Origin of the sequence: Glycomyces algeriensis (assembly GCF_027622855.1) — a bacterium.
Taxonomy (GTDB): domain Bacteria; phylum Actinomycetota; class Actinomycetes; order Mycobacteriales; family Micromonosporaceae; genus Glycomyces; species Glycomyces algeriensis.
In genome coordinates this window covers 88,632-113,358 of record NZ_JAPZVR010000013.1, presented here as the reverse complement: position 1 = coordinate 113,358, position 24,727 = coordinate 88,632, and the positions used below count along the sequence as shown (strand labels likewise).

The window sequence follows — 24,727 nt, the reverse complement described above, 5'->3', positions numbered from 1 at the left end:
GGTGCGGGGGGGGCGCTGGCTGGGTGCGTGTGTTGTGGGGGGGCGCCGGGGGGGCCCCCCGCCCCGCCGCCCCCCCCCGCCCGTCTCGTCGTTTTGGGTGTTCGCTTAGACGTAGGGGCCGTCGAGGTGTTCGCCGGCGTGCTGGCGGTACCAGAGGCCCCGGTAGCAGCGCCACGGCTGAGGGCGGAGCTGGGTCGGGGCGAAGATCTGCTCGAGGAGGCGCCGGGCTTCGAGGAAGAAGTCGAGGCGTTCGTCGGGCGCGGCCACGTGCTGCGAGTCGTCTACGGGCGATTCGGCCGGGAGGATCGTCAGTGAGGGCCACATGGTGGTCTGCTCGGCGAGCGGCAGGAGCCAGGCGCGCATCTCGTCGAGGGGTTCGCTGCCGACGGTGTACGTGAAGGAGGTGCGGTGACCGGCTTCACGGGCGGCGGCGAGGATCTCGGAGAGACGCTCCGACTGGTGGTTCGTGACCGGGACCAGCGGGTCTGCGGCTGCGGCGTCCTCGGGGACCGAGGGTTCGGCCGCTGATGCGGGGCTGTCGTCCTGGAAGCTCTCGGTGGTCAGGAAGAGCAGCACGGGCCCGACCTTCGCCGCGAGTTCCGTGAAGGCGGTCTGGCTGCGGAGGGCCGGGGTGAGGACGCCGAGCGTCGTCGTGTCCGGGAGGCCCTCTGCGGTCATCGCTTCGCGGACTGCGACGAGGTGCTCGACCACGAGGGCTTCGTCGTGGACGCCGCCGGCGGAGAGCGTGACCTCGTCGAAGAGGTGCGGCTCGCCGTCGTCGGCCAGGTCGGAGGCCAAGGCCTGCAACAGGTCGCGGTAGCACTTCACGAGGTCGGTGGCATCGGTGGCGGCCTGCAGGAGCAGGGTCGCGGCGGTGCCGTCCGCGCGCAGGTAGCCGCGGACCTCTTCGCCGGGTTCGGCTTCGATGATCTCGGCGACCGGGGTGCCGTCGACGCAGAGCTCGCTCAGGCCGTGCTGGGGCGAGGAGGGGTCGACGTGGGCGCGGAGGCTGAACGGCGAGGTCGCGCGGTCAGCGGGCAGGACCAGCATGAACTCTTCGTCTTCGGAGTTCAGGCGCAGTCGCATGCCTTCAGAGTTGTTGCCGCGCAAACCGTACAGGTTCAACGCGATGAGCAGGAGTTCGCTCCACTCGAGGTCGTGCCGGACCGCCAGGCGCCGCCAGCGGTGCACCGTCGACGAGATCGGCCCGGCTGAGTCAGCAGGCTGTGTCGGCTCTTCCATGACCAGTTCCGATCTTTCCTCTCGTCCCCACCGCAGTCACTCCACGGTACAAGAGACTTGGCCGTACAGGTGGACGCGGTCCACCTCTATGCTAAGGGCGTCGGGAGACAAAAGCACCTGTCGTGAGCACCGGCACGTGGTTGGAGTCCCGCGGAGGCCCGGGTGCTCCGCCGTCGCGGCGCCTCCCCGTCCTGCTTGCAGGGCCCCCGAGTGATCTGGAGTCGGGTATGAGCGGTGCCGCCGAGCCGAACGCGATCCCGGCCCCGCGTGCGCGCGGGCGAGTCCTCCAGGCGGTGAACAAGACTTGGCCGGGGTTCATCTCCGGCGCCGTGGAGGGGCGGGCGCGGGAACTGATCGACAAGGATCAGTACGGCGAGGCCGCCGCGGTCTTGGAGCAGGGCGTCGGGAAGTACGGGGCCGGCTCGGTCTCGCAGCTGCTGCTGGCCTGGTGCCTGCATCTGGGCGACCGCCAGGAGGACGCGCTGGGGTGGGCGGAGCGGGCGGTCGAGGAGGAGCCTTCGAACGCGGATGCGCACTGGGTGCGTGCGAACGTCCTGTTCGACCTGGGCCGGGACGACGAGGGCACGGCGTCGATGTGGCGGGCGGTCGAGCTGACGCCGGACAACGGCCGGTATTACATGCAGCTGGCCTGGCGCCGCTACCGGGACCAGGAGTTCGCCAAGACGCGGGAGCTGGTGGAGCAGGCGCTGGAGCGCTCGCCTGAGGACGTGTGGGTGCAGCACACGGCGGGGCGGATCTACGAGCACCATCTTCGGCACAAGCGGGCCTACGCGCACTATGTGCGGGCGCTCGAGCTCGATCCGGACGACGTCTCGGTGCGGGACGACCTGGCCGTGATCCTCCAGACGCGCGGCCGGTTGAGCGCGGGGCTGCGGATGGCCTGGGAGAACCTGCGGGCGGCCGAATCGAACGAGACTGCGCTCGAGGGTGAGGCGGGCGCGGGGGCTGAGGAGGAGGCGCGGCTTTACGAGACGGCGCTGCGGCACTGGTCGTGGCGCTGGTACGAGCGGGTGCTGCGGGGGGCGTTGCTGCTCAACGTGATCGACTGGATCTTTCCGACGCCGTGGGTCGAGGCGGGCGCGGTCGCGGGCGGGCTGGTGCTGCTGTATTGGGTGTGCTGGTTCTGGTCGTTGCGGGCGCTGCCGCCGGAGTGCCGCCGCGACCTGGTGGGGAAGGGCCGGCGCGGGCATTTCGCCGGGGCTCTGGCGCGGACGCTGCTGGTGCTCGGGGCGATGGGCCTGGTGGTGCGGGGCGAGCTGAGCGCGTTGCAGCACTTGGGAATGCTTGCTTTGATCGTCGGCGGGTACCTGGAGTGGTACTGGCGGGCGGCGCTGATCGCCGGGCGGCCGCTGTTCGGGGCCGACCGGGAGGTCTGACCGCTCCCAGCGATTTTTCTACTTGCCGACCGGCAAGGTAGGCTTCGGGGCGTTGCAAGCGCGCGGACCTGCGGTTCGACGCGCGTCGTTCCCCCGGACGGGCCGCTGTGCGGCCCGTCGGTTGCACAGAAGGAGGCCCCGTGGTCGATCAGGGTGTGGTGTGTTCAATCGATCCGCTCGTCAGCGGTATCGGACGCGAGGTGCTCGAGAGCGGCGGCAACGCCGCTGACGCCGCGATCGCTGCGGGTGCGGCCCTGACCGTGGTGGCCCCGCACCTGTGCGGGCTCGGCGGCGACCTGTTCGCGCTGGTCCACGTGCCGGGCCAGGCGGTGCCCACGTCTTTGAACGCCTCGGGGCGGGCCGGTTCCGGCGCCGACCCGGCGGGTCTGCGGGCCGAGGGACATACGGCGATGCCGTTCCGGAACGACCTCCGCTCATCGACCGTGCCCGGTTGCGTCGACGGCTGGTTCGCGCTGCACGAGCGGCACGGGTCGCTGCCGATGCCGCAGCTGCTGGCGCCGGCGATCGCGCTCGCGTCGAGCGGCTGGCCCGCGACCGCGATGCTCGCGAAGGCGGGTGCGAACCTTGCCGGGGTCGCGGGCGCCGAGGACCTGGTCGGCCTGGAGGCGGGGGCAACGGTGCGGCGCGAGCGGACCGCCGCGGCGCTGCGTGCCATCGCCGAGGGCGGCCGGGACGGGTTCTACCTGGGCGACTTCGGGCAGGGCCTGATCGAGCTCGGGGCAGGGCTCTTCAATGAGGCGGATCTGGCTGCGTCCCATGCGAACTGGGAGGAGCCGTTGAGCGTCGAGGCGTTCGGGCACCGGGTGTGGTCGGCGGGGCCGAACTCGCAGGGGTACCTGCTGCTGCTCGCGCTGGCGATCGCGGATCGGCTGGAGCTGCCGGTGGACGCGGGCGACCCGTTGTGGGCGCATTACCTGGTGGAGGCCTCGCGGCAGGCGGGCTACGACCGGCCGGAGCGGCTGTTCGAGGGCGCGAACGTCTCGGATCTGCTGGCGGCGGCCGGGGAGCGGGCGGCGCGCATCAGCGCGGACCGGAAGGCCGAGGTGCCGGTGCGGCAGGCGGCCGGCGGGACCACGTACATGGCGGTGCTCGACGGGAACGGGATGGGCGTCTCGTACATCCAGTCGAACGCGGCCGGGTTCGGGACGTGGCTGTTCGAGCCGCGCACGGGGATCGGGCTGCAGAACCGGGGGACCGGGTTCAACCTCGAGCCGGGGCACCCGGCCGAGTTCGGGCCGGGGAAGCGGCCGCCGCACACGCTGGTGCCGGCGCTGGTGACGCGGGCCGACGGGTCGCTGCGGCTGGTGGCGGGATCGATGGGCGGCGATTCGCAGCCGCAGATCGTGGCGCAGCTGATCGCGCGGGTGCTGCACGGCGGCGAGTCGGTCGAGTCGGCGGTGGGCGCGGCGCGGTGGCGGCTGCACCCGGGCGAGACCGGGTTCGGGACGTGGACGGGCCAGTACGAGATCGACGTCGAGCTGGAGGGCGGGAGCCCTGAGGCTTGGGCCGTGGGCCTGGGCGAGCGCGGTTTCGCGGTGCGGGATGCGGAGGCCGGGAGCGGTTTCGGGCACGCGCATCTGATCGAGGTCGACGAGGACGGCCGGGCGCAGGGCGCGGCGGACCCGCGCGCGGAGACGGGAACGGTGGCGCTCGCGCCGAACTAGGCGAGCGTTGGCGGATGCGGTAGGTCGGCTCGAAGCGGGAGCGTTAATGAGGGCGCGACGGCTTCGAGCGCGGAAGGCTGCGTTGAGCCGGGCGCAGGGCGGTCGGGCGTTCGGGAACCGGACTCGGCGGGCCTTGGGCTCTGGTAGGCCGGGGATCGGGGCTGGTGTGCCGCCTTGCGAACAGGCTGGGGCGTGGCCGGACCGGCTCGGCGCGGGCCCGGGGCGGCATAGGGCGTGCCCCTTCCCACCCGCATCCGCCTCCGACCAACCGAAAAAGGCCACACTCCCACATGGGTCTGACAATTGGGCGTTAGCGCAGCTGGCGGGCATGATGTCGGCGTTGGGCGTTGGGCGTTGGGCGTTGGGCGTTGGGCGTTGGGCGTTGGGCGTTGGGCGTTGGGCGTTGGGCGTTGGGCGTTGGGCGTTGGGCGTTGGGCGTTGGGCGTTGGGCGTTGGGCGTTGGGCGTTGGGCGTTGGGCGTTGGGCGTTGGGCGTTGGGGTGATGCGCGGCGCGATGGTCGCGCCGCGGATGGGCCCGGCGAGAACGAGACCCGGTCCGATGCCGGGCGCAGCAGTGCCGCTCCGCCAGTCGGCGGCGCTGGCTTGGGGTGGTCGGGTTGTCGGGGGGCGGTTGTACGGTCTGAGGTGACCGTTGTCGTTGGTGGAAGGACCGGACCTGTGCCTGAGTCGTTGCGGCTTGCCGATGCCCGTCGGATTGCGATCGCCGCGCAGTTGCGGCCCAAGGCGACCCGCTTCAAGACGGTGCTGGAGCGGCTCGGGTGCATCCAGCTCGACACGATCTCCGCGGTGCGCCGCGCGCATGAGCTCACGCTTCTCGCAAGGAACCTCGACGTGGACGAGGCCGTGCGGAGCCTTGAGCGGCGCCGCAACCCCGTCGCGTTCGAGTACTGGGCGCACGCCATGTCGCTGCTGCCCGTCTCCGCCTGGCCCTACCTCGCCCGCCGCCGCCGGAACTGGCGCGAGCGGTACCAGGACGACTCGCTGGCCGTCGCCGAGGCGGAGGTGCTGACCCTCCTGCGCGAGCGCGGCGCGATCACCGTCTCCGACTTCCCCTCCGGCGCGATGCACCGCGGCCAGGGGGTCAGCAACATGGGCGACAGCTGGAACTTCCGCACCGACCACAAGCACGCCGTCGAGCGGCTGCTGTGGTTCGGCGAGGTCGCCTGCACGCACCGGATCGGCTTCAAGCGGGTCTACCAGCTCGCCGAGCGCGCCATCCCCGCCGAGCACCTGTGGGACGCCGACGACGAGGAATGCCTGCGCTACATGGTGTCCACGGCCCTGCGCAACCTCGGCGTGGGCACCAGCAAGGACATCGCCGACTACTTCCGCCTCAAGTTCGCCGACACCGAGCGGGTGCTCAACGACCTCGAGGTCGAGCAGGTCGCCGTCGAAGGCTGGAAGGGCCGCACCTGGATCGACCCGCAGATGCGCCGCACCCGCCTGCCCGGTGCGGAGCGGCCGGTCGCGGTGTCGATGTTCGACCAGCTGGTGTGGTTGCGCGAGCGCATGGAGCGGCTGTGGGGCCACGGCTGGAAGATCGAGATCTACGTGCCCGAGCCGCAGCGGACCTTCGGCTACTACTGCCTGCCGATCTTCGCCGGCGACGACCTGCCGGGCCGGGTCGCGCTGCGCCGCAGCAGCGGCGAGCTCGTGGTGGAGGCCGTGCAGTGGGACGACGCCCGCGCCGACCGGGAGCACCTGCACGCCGCCGTCGACCGGGTCGCGTCCTGGGTGAACGCCGAAGTGCGCTGGAAGGCCGAAGTGCAGCCGCTGGTCCTTTGACGGGGAGCCCGAGTCGCTTGTCCTCGGACAGGCGGCGCGGGCCGCTCGTCCTTCAGCAGGCAGTGAACCCTGACGGGCCGAAGCCTGTCGAACGCAACGCAATGGGGGCCTTCCTTTCGGAAGGCCCCCTTCGTTGTTCGACGATGCTAGGTGGTGACGAGGGTCAGGCCCCAGGCGCTGAGGGCCGGGCCGATGGGCTGGAAGTAGGTCGTGCCGCCGGAGGAGCAGTTGCCCGAGCCGCCGGAGGTCATGCCCTGCGCGCTGTTGCCGGAGATGAACGAGCCGCCGGAGTCGCCGGGCTCGGCGCACACGTTGGTGCGGGTCATGCCGTACACGGCGCCTTCGGCGTAGCGCACGGTTTGGTTGAAGGCCTGGACGGTCCCGCAGTGCCAGCCGGTGGTCGAACCGGAGCGGCAGATGGAGGAGCCGACGGCGGCGACGGTCGCGTTCGCGACGTCGCGGGTGCCGGAGTACATGTTCACGTCGTCGTACAGGACCTCGCCGGTGCCGACGGCGACCCAGGCGCGGTCGGCGGACGGGAACACCGAGTTGCGGAAGGTGCCGGGAGCGGCCTCGCCGCCGGTGACGGAGTCGCCCGCCGCACCGCAGTGGCCCGCGGTGACGAAGCCCGGGGTCGAGCCCTGGCGGACCGCGAAGCCCACCGAGCAGCGCCACGAGTTCTCGATGTTGTAGGCGTCGCCGCCGCGCACGAAGTACGTCTCGGGCGCTTCGGCGCCGGCGTCGACGGTGGCGAGCGCCGGGTCGATCCCGGCGGCCTCGATCACGTCGGCGGCGGTGGCGGCGTCGGCGGCCTCGACCACGAGGGTGTTGGCGACGACGTCGACGTAGTTGCCGTAGTAGCCGTCGATCTCGATCGCGGTGAGGGCGCTCGCGGCGTCCTCGAGGGTGGCGAGGTCGTGCTCGACGAGGACCGGGGTGGCGCCTTCGGCGCGCAGCCCGGTGGTGTCGGCGGCGTCGGTGGTGGCGACGAAGACCTCGTCGGCGTCCTCCGAGACCCACAGGCCCGCATAGGACTCGTCGAGGTCGGCGGGGACCTCTGCGAGGAGGTCGGCGGCGACGTCCTCGACCGCGAGGCGGTCGTAGGCCTCGGCTTCGGTGAGGCCGAAGGTGTTCTGGAGGCCGTCGATCACGCCTTGGGAGACGTTGCCGGTGAGGTCGGCGCGGGCCTCGGCGGCCTTGGCGTCGAGGATCTCGGCCGAGGCGGGTGCGGCCCCGGCGGCCAGGGAGAGTGCGGTGGCGATGGCACCGGCAGCGGTGACTGCAAGCGCGCGTTGGCGATTCATGTGATGCATGCCTTTCGGGTGGGGGCATCGGCGGTCCACGGGGAGGCGACCGCCATGGCAGGCCGGCGCCGGCCGCTGGTTGCGGACGGGACCGAGATGATGGTGAGCCGTGCCATACAAGGAGACTAGGGCCAAACGGGAAAAAGTGAAAGATCCAAGTAATTCAGTGAATATCAGCCAAAGTGGTGTGTTGTTTCAGGAATGTCAAAAACTCTGTGAATTCCCAGAATTACCGACAAAAAGGGGCGCATCCGCAAGTGCGGATGCGCCCCTTCGGCTTTCGTCGCTAACGGAATGCGCCGGCGTTCGCGTTCGCCCACTCGGTGAACGTCCGCGCCGGGCGGCCCGTCACGCGCTCGACGGTGTCCGACACGGTCTTACCCTCCTCGGGCGTGTTGCCGAGCGCCTCGGTGAGGAACGCGATCACGCCTTCGGGCATGCCCTCGCTCCGCCACTTCGCGTGCGCCTCATCGACGGTGAGCTCCACGAACGCGATCTCGCGGCCGACCGCCTCGCCGAGCACCCGCACCTTCTCCTGCATCGTCAGCACCTCGGGGCCGGTGATGATCAGCGACGCCTCGTCGTACCCGCCGTCGAGCAGCACTTTCGCTGCGACCGAACCGATGTCGGCCGGGTGGACCATCGCACTGAGGCGGTCCCCGAAGGGCTCGCGGATAGCCTCGCCGGCCTTGATGACCTCGGACCACCACATGCCGGCGTTCGACATGAACTCGACCGGGTGCAGGTAGGTCGTCTCGATCGCGCTGGCGGCGAGGGCCTGCTCGAGCGGGCCGGTCGCGACGCCGCCGAGGACGGTGGCGCGGCGGACGCCGGCGCTTTCGGCGAGGGCGACGAGCCCGGCGGGGTCGGGCAGCGCGCCGTAGCCTTCGCCGGCGAAGTTGATGAAGTGGACGGCGTCGACGTCTTTGAAGGCCTCGGTGAGCGTGTCCAGTGAGGCGAGGTCGCCGACCGCGACCTCGACGCCCTCGGGCAGGACCGCTTCGGGGTTGCGGGTGAGGCCGCGGAGCTGGACCGTCGCGTCGAGGGCGGTGAGCTGCTCGAGGACGTTGCGGCCGACGGTGCCGGTGGCGCCGGTGACGAGGATGCGCATGGGGTTCTCCTTCTTCGAAACTCCGGAACGGAATGTCATGTTCCAATAATAGCAGAGCGGAACGATCTATTCCAGTACGGGGTCGGGATTTCCCGTAAACGCAGGTGGACGAGGTGAGGGGCGGCCGGTGGCCGCCCCTCGCCGCCCTTAACGTGCGACCGCAGGCGCCTTCGGGCGCCACGCGGCGGGCCACCGGCCCGCGCGGTCGACCATCGCCATGAGCGCGGGCAGGAGCATGACTCGCACGATCACGGCGTCCAGCAGCACGCCCAGCGCGAGTGCGAACCCGAGCTGCTTCATCTCGATGCGGTCGATGAAGACGAAGGCCACGAACACCGACATCATGATCACGGCCGCGCTGGTGACGACGCTCGCGGAGGACTTGATGCCCTGGTGGATCGCGTCCCGCGGGGCCGCGCCGCCGAGTGCGGCCTCCTTGATGCGGCTCATGACGAACAGCTGGTAGTCGAGTGAGAGTCCGAAGAGGATCGCGAAGACCAGGAGCGGCGTGCGCGAGCCGATGAATCCGGGGGAGTCGAAGTCGAGGAGGCCTTCGGCCCAGGTGTGTTGGAAGACGAGCACGAGCGCGCCCCACGCGGCGAGGGTCGACAGGAGGTTGAGGAGCATGCTCAGGAGTGCGAACACCACCGACCTGAAGGCGATGAGCATGACGACGAAGGTGGCGGCGAGGACGAAGCCGACGACGAGGGGCAGGCGCGCGGACTGGTGGTCGGCGTAGTCGCTCGCGTAGGCGGGTTCGCCGGAGACGGCGTACTCGACGCCGGGGACCTGGCCGATGGTGGCGGGCACGAGGTCGTCGCGGAGCAGTGCGAGGGACTCGGCGGCGCGGGGGTCACTGGTGGCGTAGGGGACCGGCAGGTCGAGGCGGATCGCGGTCGCGTCGTCGGAGAAGCGGAGGCGGGAGGTGTCGGTCGGGGCGAACAGGGCGTTGCCGCGGGTGCGCTGCTCGAGGTCGGCGGCGGCCGCGGCGAGCGCGTCCGCGTCGGCCGGGTCCACTTGGGCGACAATGGAGTGCGCGAGTCCGGCGTTCGGGAACTCGGCGGTGAGCGCGTCGTAGGCCGCGATGGAGTCGAGCGATTTGGGGAAGGACTCCCTGCCTTCGACGCTCGTGGTCATGGCCAGGGCGGGGAGGGCGAGGCCGCCGACGACGACCAGGCCGATGACGGCGGTGGCGACGGGGTGGCGCAGGGACGGGCGCAGCAGCGCCGACCAGACGCGGCCTTCGCGGTCCGCGTCGGGCGCGGTCACCTTGCGGCGCAAGAGTTTTCCGCCGTCGATGCGGCGGCCGGTCTTGGCCAGCAGCGCGGGCAGGACGGTGAGCGAGCTGATCACGGCGATGGCGACGACGATGATGCACGCGGTGGCGATCGAGGAGAAGATGACGTCGTCGACCAGGTAGAGGCCGGCGAGGGACACGATGACGGCGATGCCGGAGGTCACGATGGTGCGCCCGGCGGTCTCGGCGGCGAGTTCGACGGCGTTGGCGAGATCGGCGGTGCCGCCAGATCGCTTGCGCTCTTCCCGGACCCGTTTGAGGTAGAACAGCGAGTAGTCGACGCCGACGGCCATGCCGATCATGGCGAGCACGCTGGTGACCGCGCCGCCCGCGTCGGGGAAGAAGTGGGAGCTCAGCGCGTACACGCCGAGTGCGGCGACGATCGAGGAGATCGCGAGCAGCAGCGGCACGCCGGCCAGGAGCAGGGAGCCGAACACGATGAAGAGGATGGCCAGTGTGATCGGCAGGGTGAACCGCTCGACCTGGCCGAGCTGGGACCCGAGCTGGTCGTCGAGCTCGTTGGACATGGACTTGCCGCCGGTCTGGGCGATGTCGAGGTCGGGGTGCGACTCCTGCACGGCCGCAGTGACTTCCAGCAGTGGGTCGATGTGCTCGTTCGCTTCGTGCGCGGGCATGGACATGGTCACGGCGAGCATGAGGGCGTCGCCGCTTTCGGCGGTGACCGATTCGGTGACCTCGGCGACCTCGTCCAAGGCGCCCATGCGGGTGCGGAGGTCGGCGGCGGCCGCTGCGGCGGTCTCGGCGTCGAGGGCGCCGTCGGGCGAGGTGATGAGGAGCTGCTCGACGGCGGGTGCGGAGAGGCCGTTCTCGAGGGCGAGGGTCTCGGCGTCGCCGGCCTCGCCGATCCAGTAGTCGGAGAAGGCGACCTGGTTGGTGCCGGCGGCGGTGCCCGCGCCGAAGCAGACGGCGACGAACACCGTCCACGCGAGGATCGCCTTCCACGGGTTGGCGGCGCTCCAGGAGGCGATGCGGACGGTCGGCGACCGCTTCGTCGAGCCGGTCGGCGGGGATGCGGTTCGGGTGCTCATGGGTGGCCGATCTCTGACGCCCGGTTCCGGGCAGGGCGGATCGCCATGCGAGCCTGTGGGGCCGCATGCCGCGGGAGGTGGGATGGCGGGCCCGCCGCACGGCGGGCCCAGGATCGACGCTAGTCCGATCGGTGCTCGAGGGCACTACGGCAGACCCCACCATTTCGGGTGAGGCCCACGGGAACGGACCTGACGCGCGAGAGGTCGCCAGAGGCCGCCGCCGCGCCCAGATTGAGGCCCACCGGAACGGCGCGAACGCCGAGAGGCTGCCGGGGGGTCGCACCCAGATCGAGGCTCACGTGAACGGAGCTAACGCCGGGATGCCGCCGAGGGCCACCGCACCCAGATGGAGGCCCAGGGGAACGGCGCTAGCGCTCCCGGGGGTCGCCCGCGGTGATGAGGCCGGTCTCGTACGCGCAGACGACCGCTTGGGCGCGGTCGCGCAGCCCCAGTTTGCTGAAGACCTTGCCCACGTGCGTCTTCACCGTCTGCTCGGACACGAACAGGGCCCCGGCGATCTCCGGGTTCGAGAGGCCGCGTGCGATCAGCCGCAGGACCTCCTCTTCGCGGGGGGTGAGGGCGTCGAGTTTCGCCGAGCGCTTGAGCGCGGGCTTGGCCTTGAAGCTCTGCTCGATGAGCCGCCGCGTGACGGACGGCGCGAGCAGCGCGTCGCCCGCCGCGACGATCCGAACGGCCGCGATGAGGTCGCCGGGCGGGGCGTCCTTGAGCAGGAACCCGCTGGCGCCCATGCGAAGCGCCTCGTACACGTAGTCGTCGAGGTCGAAGGTGGTGAGCATGAGCACGCGCGGGCGCCGCTCCTCGGGGAAGGACAGGATCCGCTTCGCCGCCTCCAGTCCGTCCATAGTGGGCATGCGGACGTCCATGAGGACCACGCCGGGTCGCAGCCGGGTCGTCTCGGTCACCGCGCCCACGCCGTCCTCGGCGTCGCCCACGACCTCGATGTCCTCCTGCGCGTTCAGCAGCGCCGCGAACCCGGCCCGGACCATCGCCTGGTCGTCGGCGATCAGCACCTTGATCGTCACAGGGACTCCTCCACGCTCGAACGGTCCTCGACCGGCAGCACCGCGTGCACCCGGAACCCGCCTTCGGCGGTCGGCCCGGTCTCCAGCGTGCCACCGTCCAGCGCGACGCGCTCGCGCATCCCCACCAGACCGAGCCCCTGCGAATCCGGTTCGACCCCGGCCGGTTCCCGGCTCGCCGGTCTCGTCGGCGCGGGGCCGTTCACCACCGCCACCGTCACCCGCCCGTCCGCGAACCCGATCGCCGCATCGGTGGCCGCGCCCGGCGCGTGCCGCACGACGTTGCTCAGCGCCTCCTGCACCACCCGGAACACCGTGAGCGCCACCGTCTCCGGCAGGTCCTCCGGCAGTTCGCCGACTCGCAGCGACACCGGCGTGCCCGCCCGTTCCACCGCCTCCGCCAGGCCCTGCAGCGCCTCCGGGCCGGGCTGCGGCGCCCGCGCGCCGGCCTCGTCCTCACTGCGCAGCACGCCCAGCAGCCGCCGCATCTCCGCGAGCGACTCGCGGGCCTGGTCGCTGATCGACCGGAACTCCGCCTTCGCCTCCTCGCTGAGGTCGGCGAGCCGGTACTCCGCCGTCGACGACTGCACCGTGATCACCGACATGTGGTGCGCCACGATGTCATGCAACTCCCGCGCGATCCGCGTCCGCTCCTCCAGCAGCCGCCGCTGATGCCGCTCCGCCTCGGCGACCTGCTCCTCCTCGGCCACCCGCATCCGGCCCTGCCGCCAGATCCGCACCGTGAAGCCGATGAGGAAGGCGAGTGCGCCGAGGAGCGTGCCGAGCACCAGGTTGTCGGAGGCGAGGCTGCCGTTCGGCAGCGGCGCCATCGCCGGCTGCGGCGTGAACAGGCCCGCATTGGACGCCCACACGGCGTAGGCGCCCGCGAGGAAGTACGAGAACCAGCTGACCGCCCCGATCCAGGCCCGCCGGTCGCGGCCCAGTGCGAACAGCACCACGATCGCGGCGAGCAGGTTCGGGGTGGTGAGCGGCCAGGGCTCCCAGTTCTCGACCTGGGCGGAGAGCAGGGTCGCCGCGAACGAGGCCAGGATCAGCACCCACGCCTCGACCGGCCGGAAGCGGGCCAGCACGACCGCGATCCCGGTCGCCGCGGCCGGCAGCGCCGCCCACCCGATGCCGTAGTTCGCCCGCAGCGCATCGTTCTCGGTCAGGAACAGGATCACGGCGAACGGCACCGAGCCCGGCCCGAACAGCGCGAGCGTCGTGACGAACCGCCAGCGCCACGTCCCCGAACCGACCGGACCGGCCGGGATCAGATAGGTGATCACGGCACGGACGGGACTGTACGGGGCCGGCTCGGCCTTCGATCGGGACTTCACGCCACCAACCTATGCCGCCCGGGGCCTGCACGCCTCACTCCCGGGTACGGGTCGCGGGCCTGCTTCTCACCCCACGGTATGAGTCCTGATTCCACGCCGCGGACCGAGGGAACCGCACGTCCGCGCCCCTACCGTTCGCCGCATGATCCAGAACCTGTTCCGTTCGCGCGCAGCCGGAGTGACCGCCATGGCCGCGGTCGCGGCCAGTCAGACCGGTTTCGCGGTGATGCACCTGACCCAGTCCGACGCGGTCGATCCGGTGGCGACGCCGGTGTCGAGCTACGCCGTGACCTGGCCCGGGATCGTCCTGTTCCCCGCCTCGGTGCTGGCGCTCGCGCTGGCGTGCGCGATCCTCGCCGGACGCGGGGTCGGCCTCGCCCGCGAGGGCTTCATCCGCTTCCTGCTCGGATCCACTTCGGTGATGCTGCTGTGCGCCGCGGTCTTCCGCACGGGCACGCCCGAGTCGGGGCTGACCTGGTGGGCGCAGATCCACCGGTACACCGCCGGTGCGGCGTTCGTGCTGCTCACCGTGGTCGCGGCACTGTGCGCGATCCGCATGCGAGACGAAGCCGTGCCCGAATGGGTGCGGCGCGGCACGTGGTGGGTGACGGGGCTGGCGGCGCTCGCGTTCCTGACGACGACGGTGAACACGTTCCTTCCCGGGTTCCTCGACGGCGGGGAGTGGCGCGGGATCGTGCAGCGGGTGCTGCTGGTCGTGCTCTCGGCGCTCGTGTGGATGCTGGTCGCGAACTCGGTCCGGGCGATGGTCCCGGCGGGTGCGGCGGTCCCGGTCGGCGCGGTGGCTCCGGCCGATCGGACGGCAACGCCTGCAACGGCTTCGATCGGGTCTGGCCGGTTCGCGAGCGCTGCGCGGGAGTCCGGCCAGGTCGGTGACGCGGTGCCCGCGCTGGCGGGGTCGCGGTCATGACCGGGTTCGGGCGGTTGCGGGCCCGGTTGGGCCGGGCACGGATGTCGGCTGGGAAGTGCGGCGAGCTGCGCAGGCACGGGCCGGTCGGGACGTGGCGCGACGGGGAGGTCTTCCGCCGTGAGCGGGAGGCCCCGCCGGGGCCGTCGTTCGGCAGCTGGTTCTGACGGATACGGCGGGGCAAGGGGCAAGGCCGGGGACCTTCCGGGAGGGAGGTCCCCGGCCTTTTGCCTGAGCGCGCCGGCTCGCCCGTGCGCGGCTCAGATCGTCCGGCGGTGCCGGTGCCGGTGGCGGCGTGACGCCTTGACCCGGTTTCGGTGCTCGCCTGGCGAGTCGAGGCGTCTTCACGGGTGCGGTGCTCCTCGACCGCGTCCCGGCGCGGCTAGTGCGCCGGTCCGCTTCCGGCCAGCTCCGGGTAGACGGTGCCCGGGTCGGCGCTGAGGATCGCTTTGAGCTCCACGGCGTTCTGGTCGGCCAGGACCTCCAGGGCGCCGGCGGCGATGCCGTCGAGTCCGGCGCGGGCGATGTCGGCGGGGTCGCTCTTCTCCGCTTCGAAACCGGCGAGCATGTCGGTGTCGATGCCGCCGACGTGCAACCCGACGACCTGCGTCCCCTGCTGTGCGAGTTCGAGGCGCGCGCTGTTGGTGAGGCTCCACGACGCGGCCTTCGCTGCGGCGTAAGCGTTCCCGAGCCCGAACGAGCGCCACGACAGCACGGAGAGGATGTTGAGGACCGCGCCGCCGCCGTTCGCGCCGAGGACCGGTGCGAAGGCCCGCACCATGTTGAGCGTGCCGAAGAAGTTCGTCTCCATCTCCCGCCGGATCGCGTCCTCGTCGCCTTCGACGAGGTTCGCGAACGTCGCGATCCCCGCGTTGTTGATGAGGATCGTCGCGTCGGAGGCGGTCGTCGCGGCGGCCGCGACCGATGCGGGGTCGGTGATGTCGAGTTGCACGGGTTCGACGCCGGGCAGGTCGACGGATTCGATCCGGCGCGAGCCGGCATAGACCTTGGCCGCGCCGCGTTCTAGGAGTTGCTGCGCGAAGCGGCGGCCCAGTCCGCGGTTGGCGCCGGTGACGATTGCGATTGATCCTTGGATTTCCATGCGGTCGACGCTATGACCTCACGCCGGCGTCAGAGGCAAGCGGCAGTGGCGGACACCACATCGATCGGGGAGGCGCGGATGCGCATCGGGGAACTGGCCGAAGCGACGGGCGCGACCGTGCGCGCCATCAGGTACTACGAGGAGCAGGGGCTCCTGCGGCCCGAGCGGACCGCGAGCGGCCAGCGCGTCTACACCCCGGACGCGGTCGACCAGGTCCGCTGGATCCGGACGCTGCTGGGCAACGGCTTCCCCAGCCGGGCGATCGCGAAGCTCCGCAGGTGCACCAGCGCCGAGGAGGTCACCCCCGAGCAGCGGGCCGTCGTCTACGAGGAGTACGCCCGCATCGAGGCCGAGTACCGCGCCGCCGCCGCGACCAAGGAACGCTTCGAGTCGGTCCTCGCGTTCATCGGCGAGGGCCCGGGGCGCCCCGGCTAGATCGAGTTCGCGTACTGCTCGAACGTGTCCGCGCCGCCCTGGTACAGGGCGAGGGCCTCTTCGAGCTTCTCCTTCGCCTGCTGCCATTGGGAAAGGGCCTCGCCCGGCATGGCGCTGCCGGTGTCCTGGGTGGCGGCGGTGCCCGCGCCGATCGCGTCGTCCGTGCGGGACTGGGCGCCGCCGATCGCGCCCATCGCCTCCTGGACCTGCTCGATCGCGCCCTGGATCTGCGACTTGATCTCCGCGGTGCTCGCCATGCGCCGTCTCCTCGCTGCTCGACTGCTGCTGCCGCACTCACCGTAATGGACACGGCCCGCGTTTCGGGGCGGGCGCATCAACCGGTCGGTTGATTTCCGGTCCGCACATCGATGCGCCGAACCGCACCTGGGAGCCGATTCGGCTGCGCCGCAGGACGACGAGGCTTGAGGCATGGCAATCATCGAAGTCGCTCACCTGCGCAAGGCCTACTCGGGCCGCACCGTCCTCGACGACGTCTCCTTCTCGGTGGAGGAGGGCGAGGTCTTCGGCATCCTCGGTCCCAACGGCGCCGGCAAGACCACCACCGTCGAATGCGTGGAGGGCCTGCGCCGCCCCGACGCCGGCACGATCCGCGTCCTCGGGCTCGACCCGGCCCGCGACGCCCGGGCGCTCCGCGAGGTCGTCGGCGTCCAGCTCCAGCAGACCCAGCTCCCCGAGAACCTGAAAGTGGGCGAAGCCCTCGACCTGTACGCGTCCTTCTACCAGGCGCCCCGGGACTGGCGCGAGCTCCTGGAGGAGTGGGGCCTGACCGAGTTGCGCCGCAACCGGTTCGGGAAGCTCTCCGGCGGCCAGCGCCAGCGCCTGTTCATCGCGCTGGCCCTCATCGGCGACCCGAAGGTCGTGTTCCTGGACGAGCTCACCACCGGCCTCGACCCGCAGGCGCGGCGCGCCACTTGGGAGCTCGTGAAGCGGGTGCAGGCCCGCGGTGTCACCACCGTCCTGGTCAGCCACTTCATGGACGAGGTCGAGGAGTTGTGCGACCGGGTCGCCGTGATCGACCGCGGCACCGTCGTCGCCCTTGACACCCCCGCCGGCCTCGTCGGCTCCAACGCCGGGCCGCAGCAGATGCGGTTCACGCTCCTGGTCGACACCGACCCGGTCCCGCTCCTCGCCGCGCTCCCCGGCGTCACCGCGGTCGACCGCGACGGCGCGCACGTCACCGTGCACGGCACCGGCGACTTCGCGACGACGGTCGCCGCCCGCCTCGCCCAGGAGCACCTGCTCGTCACCGACCTGCGCATCGATCAGCGCTCCCTCGAAGACGCCTTCATCGCCCTCACCGGCCGCCCCTTCGACCACTAGCCGCCGCACGCCAACGCCCGCAACACAACCCATTCGGAGACACCATGCACGCCCTCGCGAAACTCACCACCGTCGAGACCAAGCTCCTCCTGCGCGAACCCGGCTCGCTCGTCAGCGTCCTCATCCCGCTGTTCTTCCTCATCGTCTTCGGCGCTTCGACTCCCAAGAACGACACGGTCCTCCTGCCCATGGGCATGGCGATCGCCGTCGGCCTCATCGGCCTCTACCTCCTGCCCACGACCCTCGCGGGCTACCGCGAACGCGGCATCCTCCGCCGCCTCTCCACCACCCCCGTCAGGCCCGGCTACCTGCTCGCCGTGCAGCTCCTCCTCCAGCTGGTGCTCCTCGCCGCCGCCACCGCGCTCCAGCTCACCGTTGCCGGCGGCGTCCTCGGCATCCACCTCCCGGCCCGGGCCTTGCCGGTCGTGCTCGTGTGCGCTCTCGGCACCGCCGCGATGTTCGCCGTCGGCCTGCTCATCGCCGCGCTGGCCCCGAACGGGCGGGCCGCCAACGGGATCGGCGTCCTCCTCTACTTCCCCATGGCCTACCTGGCGGGACTCATCCAGCCGGTGGCCCAGATGCCTGCTAACCTGGCGCGCATCGGCGAGTTCACCCCTCTCGGCGCGTTCAGGGCGGGCCTCCACCAGGCGTGGTCGGGCCAGGCGCCCGACCTCCTGCCCCTGGTCCTGCTGGCCGTGTACACAGTGGTCATCAGCGCGGTCGCGGCGCGCTGCTTCCGATGGGAGTAGGGGACATGGCGAGCGCGAGCGGACGTCTCGACCGCTGGGAACGGCGGCTCCAGACGCAGATGCGGCTCGCGCCGTACGCGCTCCTCGCGGTCTCGCTGCTCCTCTACTGGCTCACCGTCGACGCGGACTGGACCGGCCGGCTCGAAGTCCTCGGCGTGTGCACGCTCGCCGCCGCGTGGATGCGGTACTTCCAGGGCCTCAAGCCCTCCCGGGTGCCGGACGGCGCCTGGCAGGGCGCCTACCTCGCCGGTCTCATCACCGCGATCGCCGCGTTGGGTTCGCACGCGGTCTGGTTCACCACGTTCTTCGGCTTCACCGGGTTCCTCCACTCGTGGTGGTTCCTCAAGGGCCCGTGGCGGTTCGCGGGGGTTACGGCGACGGCGGCCGTCAGCGTCGCCACGTACACCGGGTTCCCGCCGGGCGATGCGACCGAAGCGTTCGCGTTCGTGCTCTTCACCGCCGCGATCGCCGGCCTGGTGGCGCTGTTCAGCTTCGTCGGGGACGTCACGAGCGAGCGCAGCGCCGAACGCAAGCGCACGGTGGACCGCCTCGAAGCCGCGCTCGCCGAGAACGCGGGCCTGCACGCGCAGCTGCTCGTCCAGGCGCGCGAGGCCGGGGTGATGGACGAGCGGCAGCGCATCGCCGGCGACCTCCACGACACCCTCGCGCAGGGCCTGGCCGGGATCATCGCGCAGCTCCAGGCCGCGCCGGAGGAGCCGGACTGGCGGCCCCGGGTCGACAAGGCGCTGATGCTGGCCCGCGCGAACCTCGCCGAGGCGCGCCGGACCGTGCACGCCGTGGGGCCCTCGCAGCTGGAGGCGGCAGCGCTGCCCGAGGCGCTGGAGGCGGTGTCCGGCCAGTGGGCGGAGTTGCACGGGATCCCGGTGGCGGTGAACGTGACCGGTACGTTCCGGCCCCTGGACCCCGACGTGGAGGGCACGCTCCTGCGGGTCGCCCAGGAGTCACTCGCCAACGCGGGCAAGCACGCTGGCGCCGGGCGCGTCGGCATCACGCTCTCGTACATCGGGGACGTGGTCGCGCTGGACGTGCTCGACGACGGCCGCGGATTCGAGCTGGACCGCGTCTCGGACGGCGGCGGGTTCGGGCTGGACGGGATGCGGCGGCGCGTCGAGCGGCTCGGCGGCACGTTCGCGGTCGAGTCCGCACGGGGCGAGGGCACCGCGGTCTCGGCGACCGTGCCGGCGCTGGAACGCGACGACGACAGGTCCGAAATCGAAGGGGCGCAAGCATGACCGAGGTGCCGATCCGCATCATCATCGCCGACGACCACCCGGTCGTGCGCGACGGCTTCCGCGGCATCATCGCCGCCGAACCCGGCTTCGAGGTCCTCGGCGAGGCCGGGAACGGCGCCGAGGCGGTCGCCATGGCGAAGGCCCTGCGCCCGGACGTGATCCTCATGGACCTGCGCATGCCCGTCATGGGCGGCGTCGAGGCGATCCGCGAACTGGCCCGGGCGGGGCTCCAGGTCAGGGTGCTGGTGCTGACGACGTTCGACACCGACCAGGACGTGCGCCCCGCGATCGAGGCCGGGGCGACCGGGTACCTCCTGAAAGACACCGGGCGGGCCGACCTCGTCAAAGCGGTGCGCGCCGCGGCCCGCGGCGAGGCGGTGCTCTCGCCGACCGTCGCGACCCGCTTGATGAGCCAGGTCCGGGCCCCGCAGGAGTCCTTGAGCGACAGGGAGATCGAGATCCTCCGGCTCGTCTCCGAAGGCTGCTCCAACAAGGAGGCCGCCAAGCGGCTGTTCCTCAGCGAAGCGACCGTGAAGACGCACCTGCTGCACCTCTACGCGAAGCTCGGCGTCAAGGACCGCGCGGCGGCCGTCGCGGCCGGATTCCGCAAGGGCCTGCTCCAGGTCGACGAGCGCTAGCGGAGCCCGGCCTCGACCTGCCGCTGGACCGGCACCCTCGGACGGCGCGCCGCTTCCGGCCGACTGGAGGTGCGGGATCGCCGCTGCCGGGGAACATCCACTATGGAGGACTCGTGCTGCATCGGCACCGCCAGCACCGGGGCCGGCTGCGGTGCTACGTCAGGGACCGGTCGTTCAGGTGCAGGGGCGGCTTCGCGCTTCGGCGCCGCGACACCCCGCAGCCTCCAGGCCAGCAGCACGGCCTTCGCGCGGCAGCGGAGGAACGACAGGAACAGCGACGCCCGGTAGACGCGCGCCCGCAGCGAGCACTTGAAGACCCTTGCGCGCCAGCGGAACAAGGCCATGAGGCCGAACATGCGGATGGTGAACGCCTGCACCGCAATGCGGCGGGCGGGGCGGAACCTCGTCGTGACGCGCATTCGCCGGACCTTCCAGTGGGGTGCTGCGGCAGGGGTGCGCCGCAGTATCCCCATGTTCGTCCAACAAGGCCGATGCGATCAATGACCGGATCTGGAATGTACGTTCAACAGGGATGAACTACCCCGCGAGGGACGGCTCCTGCACCGGCCCGAAATCGTGCGCGAGCCGCGAGAAGTTCCTGATGAGCTCGGTCTCGCGGTCCGCCCGCCACACCAGCGACACATTGTGGACGATCGAGTCGTCCAAGGGCAGGTAGACGATCTGGGGCCGGGGGTTGAACCGCGCCCACTGCTGCCCGATCACACCGATGCCCTTGCCCGCACCGACCAGTGCGAGTTTCGCCTGAATGGAGTCGATCCAGGAGACCGGCACGATGGGCCGGCCGCTCGGGGAGGCGTCCGGCAGGATCTGCCGGAGCCAGTCGCGGGAGGCGTTCGCAGTGATGACCGGCTCCCCGGGCAGGTCCTCCATCGTCGCCGAACCGCGCCCGGCGAGATGATGCGAAGCGGGCACCGCGAGCACCATCTTCTCCTGGAGCACAACGGGACCGGTGACGAAACCGGGGTCCACCACCGGCGCGTACAGCGCGAGGATGTCGACCCGTCCCGAACGCAGCGCCGAGAGCGGATCGGAGACCTCGACCTCGAGGACGACCTGCGCCTCCGCGTCACGGTGGTTCCGGTCGAACGCGTCCGCGAGGTCGGCCAGATGCTCGCCCGTGGCAGGGCCGAGGAACCCGAGGCGGAGCACCCCGGCCGGCTGCTTCGCGGCCTCGGCGGCCCGCAGGAACGCGGCGGTCACCGCCGCATGCGCCGGGGCCAGTTCGCTGAGGAGCAGCCTGCCGATGTCCGTCGGGGTCACCGCGCGGTTGCTGCGGTTGAACAGGGGCGCGCCGATCTCGCGCTCGAGCTTCTGGATGAGCTGCGTGACCCGGGCCGGGGCGACGTGCAGCCGCTCGGCCGCGCGACGGAAGTGCAGCTCTTCCCCCAGAACGAGGACGGTCTCGATCTCCTGCCGCTCCAACGCTCGACCTCCGTGGTTCATGGTCCTTGAACCATGGTTCAAAGAACGGCCATTGTCGAACCACAATACGGTCGGGTAGGGCGGTTCTGCAACACGTGTCCGCCTAGTCACGAGCTGCGACACCGCCCGGAGGGGTCAGCCGCGCCAGTACGCCATCGAGTGCATGCGGTCCTTCGGGAAACCGACCTCCTTGCGGGCGAACGCGGTCAGGGCCCGCGTGGACTTGGCCTCGGTCGCGATCCAGAAGTACGCCGCCGCCGTGTCCTTCGCGAGTTCGGGGAGTTCCTTGCGCACCTGGGCGACCAGGGCGTCGCCGCCGTCGGCGCGGGGGATCAGCCTGAGGTCGTGGCGGTCCGTGGTCCGGTGGGGGAGCTCGTCATCGGACGCGGTCTCGAACCAGATCGTCGCCGGCGTCCCGGGGAACGCGTCGAGCAGGGAGTTCACGGCCGGAAGCGAAGCCGCATCGCCCACGATGAGGAGTCGCTCCGGGGCGGGGTCGAGCGGTTCGAAGCCGGTGCCGTAGACCGTGGCCTGAATGGCGCCGCCCGGCTCGACCTGCCGCGACCAGTCGCTCGCGATGCCCTGATGCAGCGCGAACTCGATGGCGAACGTGCCGTTCTCAGCGTCGGGGTCGACGATCGTGTAGCCCCGCTGGTGCGGCTTGCCGTCGTTGTCGAACCACAGCCGGACCCACATCGTCGGGTGCAGCGGCAGTTCGGCGAGGAGGCCGCCATCGGTGAACGTGAGCCGCCGGTAGTGCTCGGTGATCTGCGTCGCGCCCGTGACGGTGAACGTGAAGTCCTTGGCGCGCAGCAGCTTCAGTACCGCGCCCTCCCAGCCGTGCCCCATGTTCGAACCCTTTCCGCATCCCAGTGAAGATCAATAACCTTATGCTTAGGTTAGACTAACCTAACTATGAGTTTCGTGTGCTTCAGGGATGCCCTGGGAATCCCCCACCTGCAGGCCCCGGACGCGAACGCGCTGGCGTTCGCCCAAGGCGCCAACGCCGCCCGCGACCGGGCCTGGCAGATCGAGATCGGCCGCAGGCGCGCCGCCGGCGACACCGCGGCCGTGCTGGGCGCCGACTGGATCCACTGGGACCGCCTCGTCCGGCAGGCCTGCGTCGTCCCCTCCGCCAAGGCCGCCTTCGCGGCGCTGGACGCCGGCACCGCCGCATGGGTCCGGAGCTACGTGGCCGGCGTCAACGCGGGCCTCGCCGAGGGCGCCCGGCGCGCGCCCGAACTCGACGCGCCCCCCGCGCCCTGGGAGCCCTGGACGCCGCTCGCCCTCTGGTACGGGGAGCACCTCCTCTTCGGCGTCGGCTTCCCCGGCAAGCTCTGGCGCGAACTGGTGCGGGACACCCTGGGGGAGGCGGCCGTCGCCGCCTTCGCGCTCGACGGGCCGGAGCCGACCGGCTCGAACGCCTGGCTCGTCGACGGCACGATGACCGCCTCGGGCCTGCCGATCCTCGCCGGCGACCCGCACCGCTCCCTCCAACTGCCCGGCTCGTACCAGCAGATCCGCCTGGCCTGCCCCGAATTCGACGTCGTGGGCCTCGCCGTGCCAGGCGTCCCCGGCATCGCCCACTTCGGACACACCGGTGGCGTGGCCTGGGGCATCACCAACGCCATGGCCGACACCCAGGACGTCTACCGGGAACAGCTGCGCCGCCACCCGGACGGCACGGTCGAGGCGCTCGGCCCCGACGGCTGGGAGCCCGCCGCCGTCCGCACCGAGACCTTCGCGGTCGCCGGAGGCGCCGACGAGCACGTCGACGTCGTCGTGACCGCCCGCGGGCCCGTCGTCGGCGAGGACGCCAAGGGCCGCTTCAGCTTCCGCGGCCCCCTCCAGGCGCTGCCCGACCTCGGATTCGACGCCCTCCCGAAGCTCCTGCGCGCCCGCACCGCGGCCGACGTCGACGCCGCGATGGACCACTGGGTCCTCCCGGTCAACGTCGTCATGGCCGCCGACACCGCCGGCGGCACCCTCCACCGGGTCGCCGGGCGCGTCCCCGACCGCGACGAGCGCAACCGCCGCCACCCCGTCCCCGCCTGGGCACCCGAACACGCCTGGACCGGATGGAAGCCCATGCCCCGCAAGCCGATCGACCGCTTCGAGGCCATGGCCAACGAACGCGGCCTCGCCGCCCCGCTCGGCCTCGAGTTCTGCCCGCCCCACCGGGCCGACCGCATCCGCGAACTCCTGCGCGACCGCGCGGACTGGACCGCCGCAGACATGGCCGCCGTCCACACCGACACGCTCCAGCCGAGCACCCAAGTGCTCCTCGGCCCCCTGGCGGGCCTCGCACACGCACCGGACGCCGCGAAGCTCCTCGACCGGCTGCTCGCCTGGGACCGCCACATGGACGCCGGCAGCGCCGACGCCACCGCGTTCGCCGCCCTCCGCGCCGCCACCGCGCGGCGCCTCGCCGACCTGCCGGAGTTCGCCGCCCTCACCGTCCCGGACGGCACACCGCCGATGTACCAGCCGTGGTTCCTGGTGCGCAACCGCATCGGCTTCGTGATCGAGCACGTCCTCGCCTACATCGGCCCGGCGGCGCGCGACCGGGTCCTCGCCGCCGCCCTCGCCGAGGTCGCCGCGGACGACTTCGCCCCCTGGGGCGAGGCCCACCGGCTCAAGCCCTGGGAGCACCTGCCCGAGGGCACCGCCCCCGTCGAGCCCCTGGCTGGCGGCGGCGGCGACCTCGACTGCGTCCTCGCCGCCTCCGGCATCCCCGGCCTCACCGAGGACTACAGCGGCGGCCCCGCCGCCCGCTGGGTCTGGGACCTCGCCGACCGCGAGCAGAGTCGCTGGATCGTCCCCTTCGGAGCTGCCGGCGCCCCCGGTCCGCACCAGCGCGACCAGTTCCCGCTCTGGCGCGACGGCGAACTCGTCCCCGTCGTCACCGACTGGGCGCGACTGGAGGAGGAGTACCGCGTGATCGACCGCCCGGCAGTGTTCGAGAAGAAGCCGGAAGGGTTCGGCACCGTGTCCATTGTGCCACTCAATCCGGCCGAGGACCTCGACCTCGTCCACGGCTGGGTCACCCAGGAGCGCGCCCGGTTCTGGGGGATGACCGAGCACTCGCGCGAGCACGTGCTCGAGATCTACGAGTACCTCGACGCCCTCGACACCCACCACGCGTACCTGATGCTGCGCGACGGCGAGCCGATCGCGCTGCTGCAGACCTACGAGCCCGACGCCGACCCCGTGGGCGAGTGCTACGAGGTCGAGCCCGGCGACTTCGGCATGCACCTGCTCATCGCCCCCGCCGGCGGCAGCGCCCAGGCCGGGTTCACCGGCGTCCTCATGGGCGTCATCGCCGGATTCCTGTTCGCCGACCCGAAGCACCTGCGGATCGTGGTCGAACCGGACGCCCGCAACGAGCAGGCCGCGGCCCGCATGCGCCGCAGCGGCTTCACGTTCGGCCCGGAGATCCAGATGCCGCACAAGACCGCCCGGCTGGCGTTCTTCCGACGCGAGGACGCGCCCGCGCACTTCCTGCCCTAGCGCTCCGGTACACCCGCGGCCCCGGGCGGGGGGGGGGGCCCGGGGGGGGCGCCCCCGGGG

At 71.6% G+C, this 24,727-nt stretch carries 21 protein-coding genes and 1 pseudogene; 10 read left to right on the top strand and 12 right to left on the bottom strand.

Annotation, left to right across the window (positions count from 1 at the left end; genetic code table 11):
* Positions 1-105: 105 nt before the first annotated feature.
* Entirely contained in the window at positions 106-1,242 is a 1,137-nt protein-coding gene (locus O2L52_RS19995) for a hypothetical protein (protein ID WP_270117739.1), read from the bottom strand.
* 227 nt (positions 1,243-1,469) lie between these two features.
* Between O2L52_RS19995 and O2L52_RS19990 the strand changes: the two genes are divergently transcribed.
* Positions 1,470-2,639 carry a tetratricopeptide repeat protein gene (locus tag O2L52_RS19990; RefSeq protein WP_270117737.1) on the top strand — a complete coding sequence of 390 codons (1,170 nt, stop codon included), beginning with the start codon at positions 1,470-1,472 and terminating at the stop codon, positions 2,637-2,639.
* 140 nt (positions 2,640-2,779) lie between these two features.
* Positions 2,780-4,324 carry a gamma-glutamyltransferase family protein gene (locus O2L52_RS19985; protein ID WP_270117735.1) on the top strand — a complete coding sequence of 515 codons (1,545 nt, stop codon included), beginning with the start codon at positions 2,780-2,782 and terminating at the stop codon, positions 4,322-4,324.
* Between the two features lie 387 nt (positions 4,325-4,711).
* Here O2L52_RS19985 and O2L52_RS25495 read toward each other — a convergent pair.
* Positions 4,712-4,828: pseudogene (locus O2L52_RS25495) on the bottom strand (hypothetical protein); the annotation flags it as partial.
* Positions 4,829-5,002: 174 nt separating this feature from the next.
* Here O2L52_RS25495 and O2L52_RS19980 point away from each other — a divergent pair.
* Positions 5,003-6,130, top strand: a complete 1,128-nt coding sequence (locus tag O2L52_RS19980) for a DNA glycosylase AlkZ-like family protein (protein ID WP_270117733.1) — start codon at positions 5,003-5,005, stop codon at positions 6,128-6,130.
* A gap of 146 nt (positions 6,131-6,276) precedes the next feature.
* Here O2L52_RS19980 and O2L52_RS19975 read toward each other — a convergent pair whose 3' ends face one another.
* From O2L52_RS19975 to O2L52_RS19955, 5 genes are all read right to left on the bottom strand, one after another.
* Complete coding sequence (locus tag O2L52_RS19975; RefSeq protein WP_270117731.1) at positions 6,277-7,434, bottom strand: S1 family peptidase; 1,158 nt, start codon at positions 7,432-7,434, stop codon at positions 6,277-6,279.
* Positions 7,435-7,720: 286 nt separating this feature from the next.
* Positions 7,721-8,545 carry an NmrA family NAD(P)-binding protein gene (locus tag O2L52_RS19970; RefSeq protein WP_270117730.1) on the bottom strand — a complete coding sequence of 275 codons (825 nt, stop codon included), beginning with the start codon at positions 8,543-8,545 and terminating at the stop codon, positions 7,721-7,723.
* Positions 8,546-8,692: 147 nt separating this feature from the next.
* Positions 8,693-10,891, bottom strand: coding sequence for an MMPL family transporter (locus O2L52_RS19965; RefSeq protein ID WP_270117728.1), 2,199 nt, complete (start codon positions 10,889-10,891; stop codon positions 8,693-8,695).
* A gap of 368 nt (positions 10,892-11,259) precedes the next feature.
* Positions 11,260-11,934, bottom strand: coding sequence for a response regulator (locus tag O2L52_RS19960; RefSeq protein WP_270117726.1), 675 nt, complete (start codon positions 11,932-11,934; stop codon positions 11,260-11,262).
* Complete coding sequence (locus O2L52_RS19955) at positions 11,931-13,271, bottom strand: sensor histidine kinase (RefSeq protein ID WP_270117724.1); 1,341 nt, start codon at positions 13,269-13,271, stop codon at positions 11,931-11,933. Before O2L52_RS19955 ends, O2L52_RS19960 begins: the two co-directional genes overlap by 4 nt.
* Before the next feature lie 142 nt (positions 13,272-13,413).
* Here O2L52_RS19955 and O2L52_RS19950 point away from each other — a divergent pair, with 142 nt between their 5' ends.
* Positions 13,414-14,199 carry a DUF998 domain-containing protein gene (locus O2L52_RS19950; RefSeq protein WP_270117722.1) on the top strand — a complete coding sequence of 262 codons (786 nt, stop codon included), beginning with the start codon at positions 13,414-13,416 and terminating at the stop codon, positions 14,197-14,199.
* A 379-nt stretch (positions 14,200-14,578) separates the two neighbouring features.
* Here the strand turns inward: O2L52_RS19950 and O2L52_RS19945 are convergent, their stop codons facing one another.
* Complete coding sequence (locus O2L52_RS19945) at positions 14,579-15,298, bottom strand: SDR family oxidoreductase (protein WP_270117721.1); 720 nt, start codon at positions 15,296-15,298, stop codon at positions 14,579-14,581.
* A 45-nt stretch (positions 15,299-15,343) separates the two neighbouring features.
* Here O2L52_RS19945 and O2L52_RS19940 point away from each other — a divergent pair, with 45 nt between their 5' ends.
* The gene (locus O2L52_RS19940; protein ID WP_270117720.1) at positions 15,344-15,733 is read left to right on the top strand and encodes a MerR family transcriptional regulator; all 390 of its coding nucleotides are present in this window, start codon (positions 15,344-15,346) and stop codon (positions 15,731-15,733) included.
* On the opposite strand, the gene O2L52_RS19935 is transcribed toward O2L52_RS19940, so the two are convergent.
* Positions 15,730-15,990: a hypothetical protein gene (locus O2L52_RS19935; protein WP_270117718.1), complete on the bottom strand. Its 261-nt coding sequence runs from the start codon at positions 15,988-15,990 to the stop codon at positions 15,730-15,732. The genes O2L52_RS19940 and O2L52_RS19935 overlap by 4 nt on opposite strands.
* A 172-nt stretch (positions 15,991-16,162) precedes the next feature.
* Between O2L52_RS19935 and O2L52_RS19930 the strand changes: the two genes are divergently transcribed.
* Genes O2L52_RS19930 through O2L52_RS19915 form a run of 4 tightly spaced genes read left to right on the top strand, consistent with a single transcriptional unit; the run spans position 16,163 to position 19,714 of the window.
* Entirely contained in the window at positions 16,163-17,074 is a 912-nt protein-coding gene (locus tag O2L52_RS19930) for an ABC transporter ATP-binding protein (RefSeq protein ID WP_270117716.1), read from the top strand.
* Positions 17,075-17,118: 44 nt separating this feature from the next.
* Entirely contained in the window at positions 17,119-17,823 is a 705-nt protein-coding gene (locus tag O2L52_RS19925) for an ABC transporter permease (protein ID WP_270117715.1), read from the top strand.
* A gap of 5 nt (positions 17,824-17,828) precedes the next feature.
* Positions 17,829-19,076, top strand: a complete 1,248-nt coding sequence (locus O2L52_RS19920; RefSeq protein ID WP_270117714.1) for a sensor histidine kinase — start codon at positions 17,829-17,831, stop codon at positions 19,074-19,076.
* Positions 19,073-19,714, top strand: a complete 642-nt coding sequence (locus O2L52_RS19915; protein ID WP_270117712.1) for a response regulator — start codon at positions 19,073-19,075, stop codon at positions 19,712-19,714. The genes O2L52_RS19920 and O2L52_RS19915 overlap by 4 nt, the downstream gene beginning before the upstream one ends.
* On the opposite strand, the gene O2L52_RS19910 is transcribed toward O2L52_RS19915, so the two are convergent.
* The 3 genes from O2L52_RS19910 to O2L52_RS19900 form a co-directional block, all read right to left on the bottom strand.
* Positions 19,711-20,133, bottom strand: coding sequence for a hypothetical protein (locus O2L52_RS19910; RefSeq protein WP_270117711.1), 423 nt, complete (start codon positions 20,131-20,133; stop codon positions 19,711-19,713). The genes O2L52_RS19915 and O2L52_RS19910 overlap by 4 nt on opposite strands.
* A gap of 118 nt (positions 20,134-20,251) precedes the next feature.
* On the bottom strand, positions 20,252-21,178 hold the full coding sequence (locus O2L52_RS19905; protein WP_270117710.1) for a LysR family transcriptional regulator: 927 nt from the start codon (positions 21,176-21,178) through the stop codon (positions 20,252-20,254).
* Between the two features lie 114 nt (positions 21,179-21,292).
* Positions 21,293-22,006 (bottom strand): siderophore-interacting protein, encoded by a 714-nt coding sequence (locus O2L52_RS19900; RefSeq protein ID WP_270117709.1) that lies wholly within the window; start codon positions 22,004-22,006, stop codon positions 21,293-21,295.
* A gap of 66 nt (positions 22,007-22,072) precedes the next feature.
* Between O2L52_RS19900 and O2L52_RS19895 the strand changes: the two genes are divergently transcribed.
* Complete coding sequence (locus O2L52_RS19895) at positions 22,073-24,667, top strand: GNAT family N-acetyltransferase (protein ID WP_270117708.1); 2,595 nt, start codon at positions 22,073-22,075, stop codon at positions 24,665-24,667.
* The last annotated feature ends 60 nt before the right edge of the window (positions 24,668-24,727 follow it).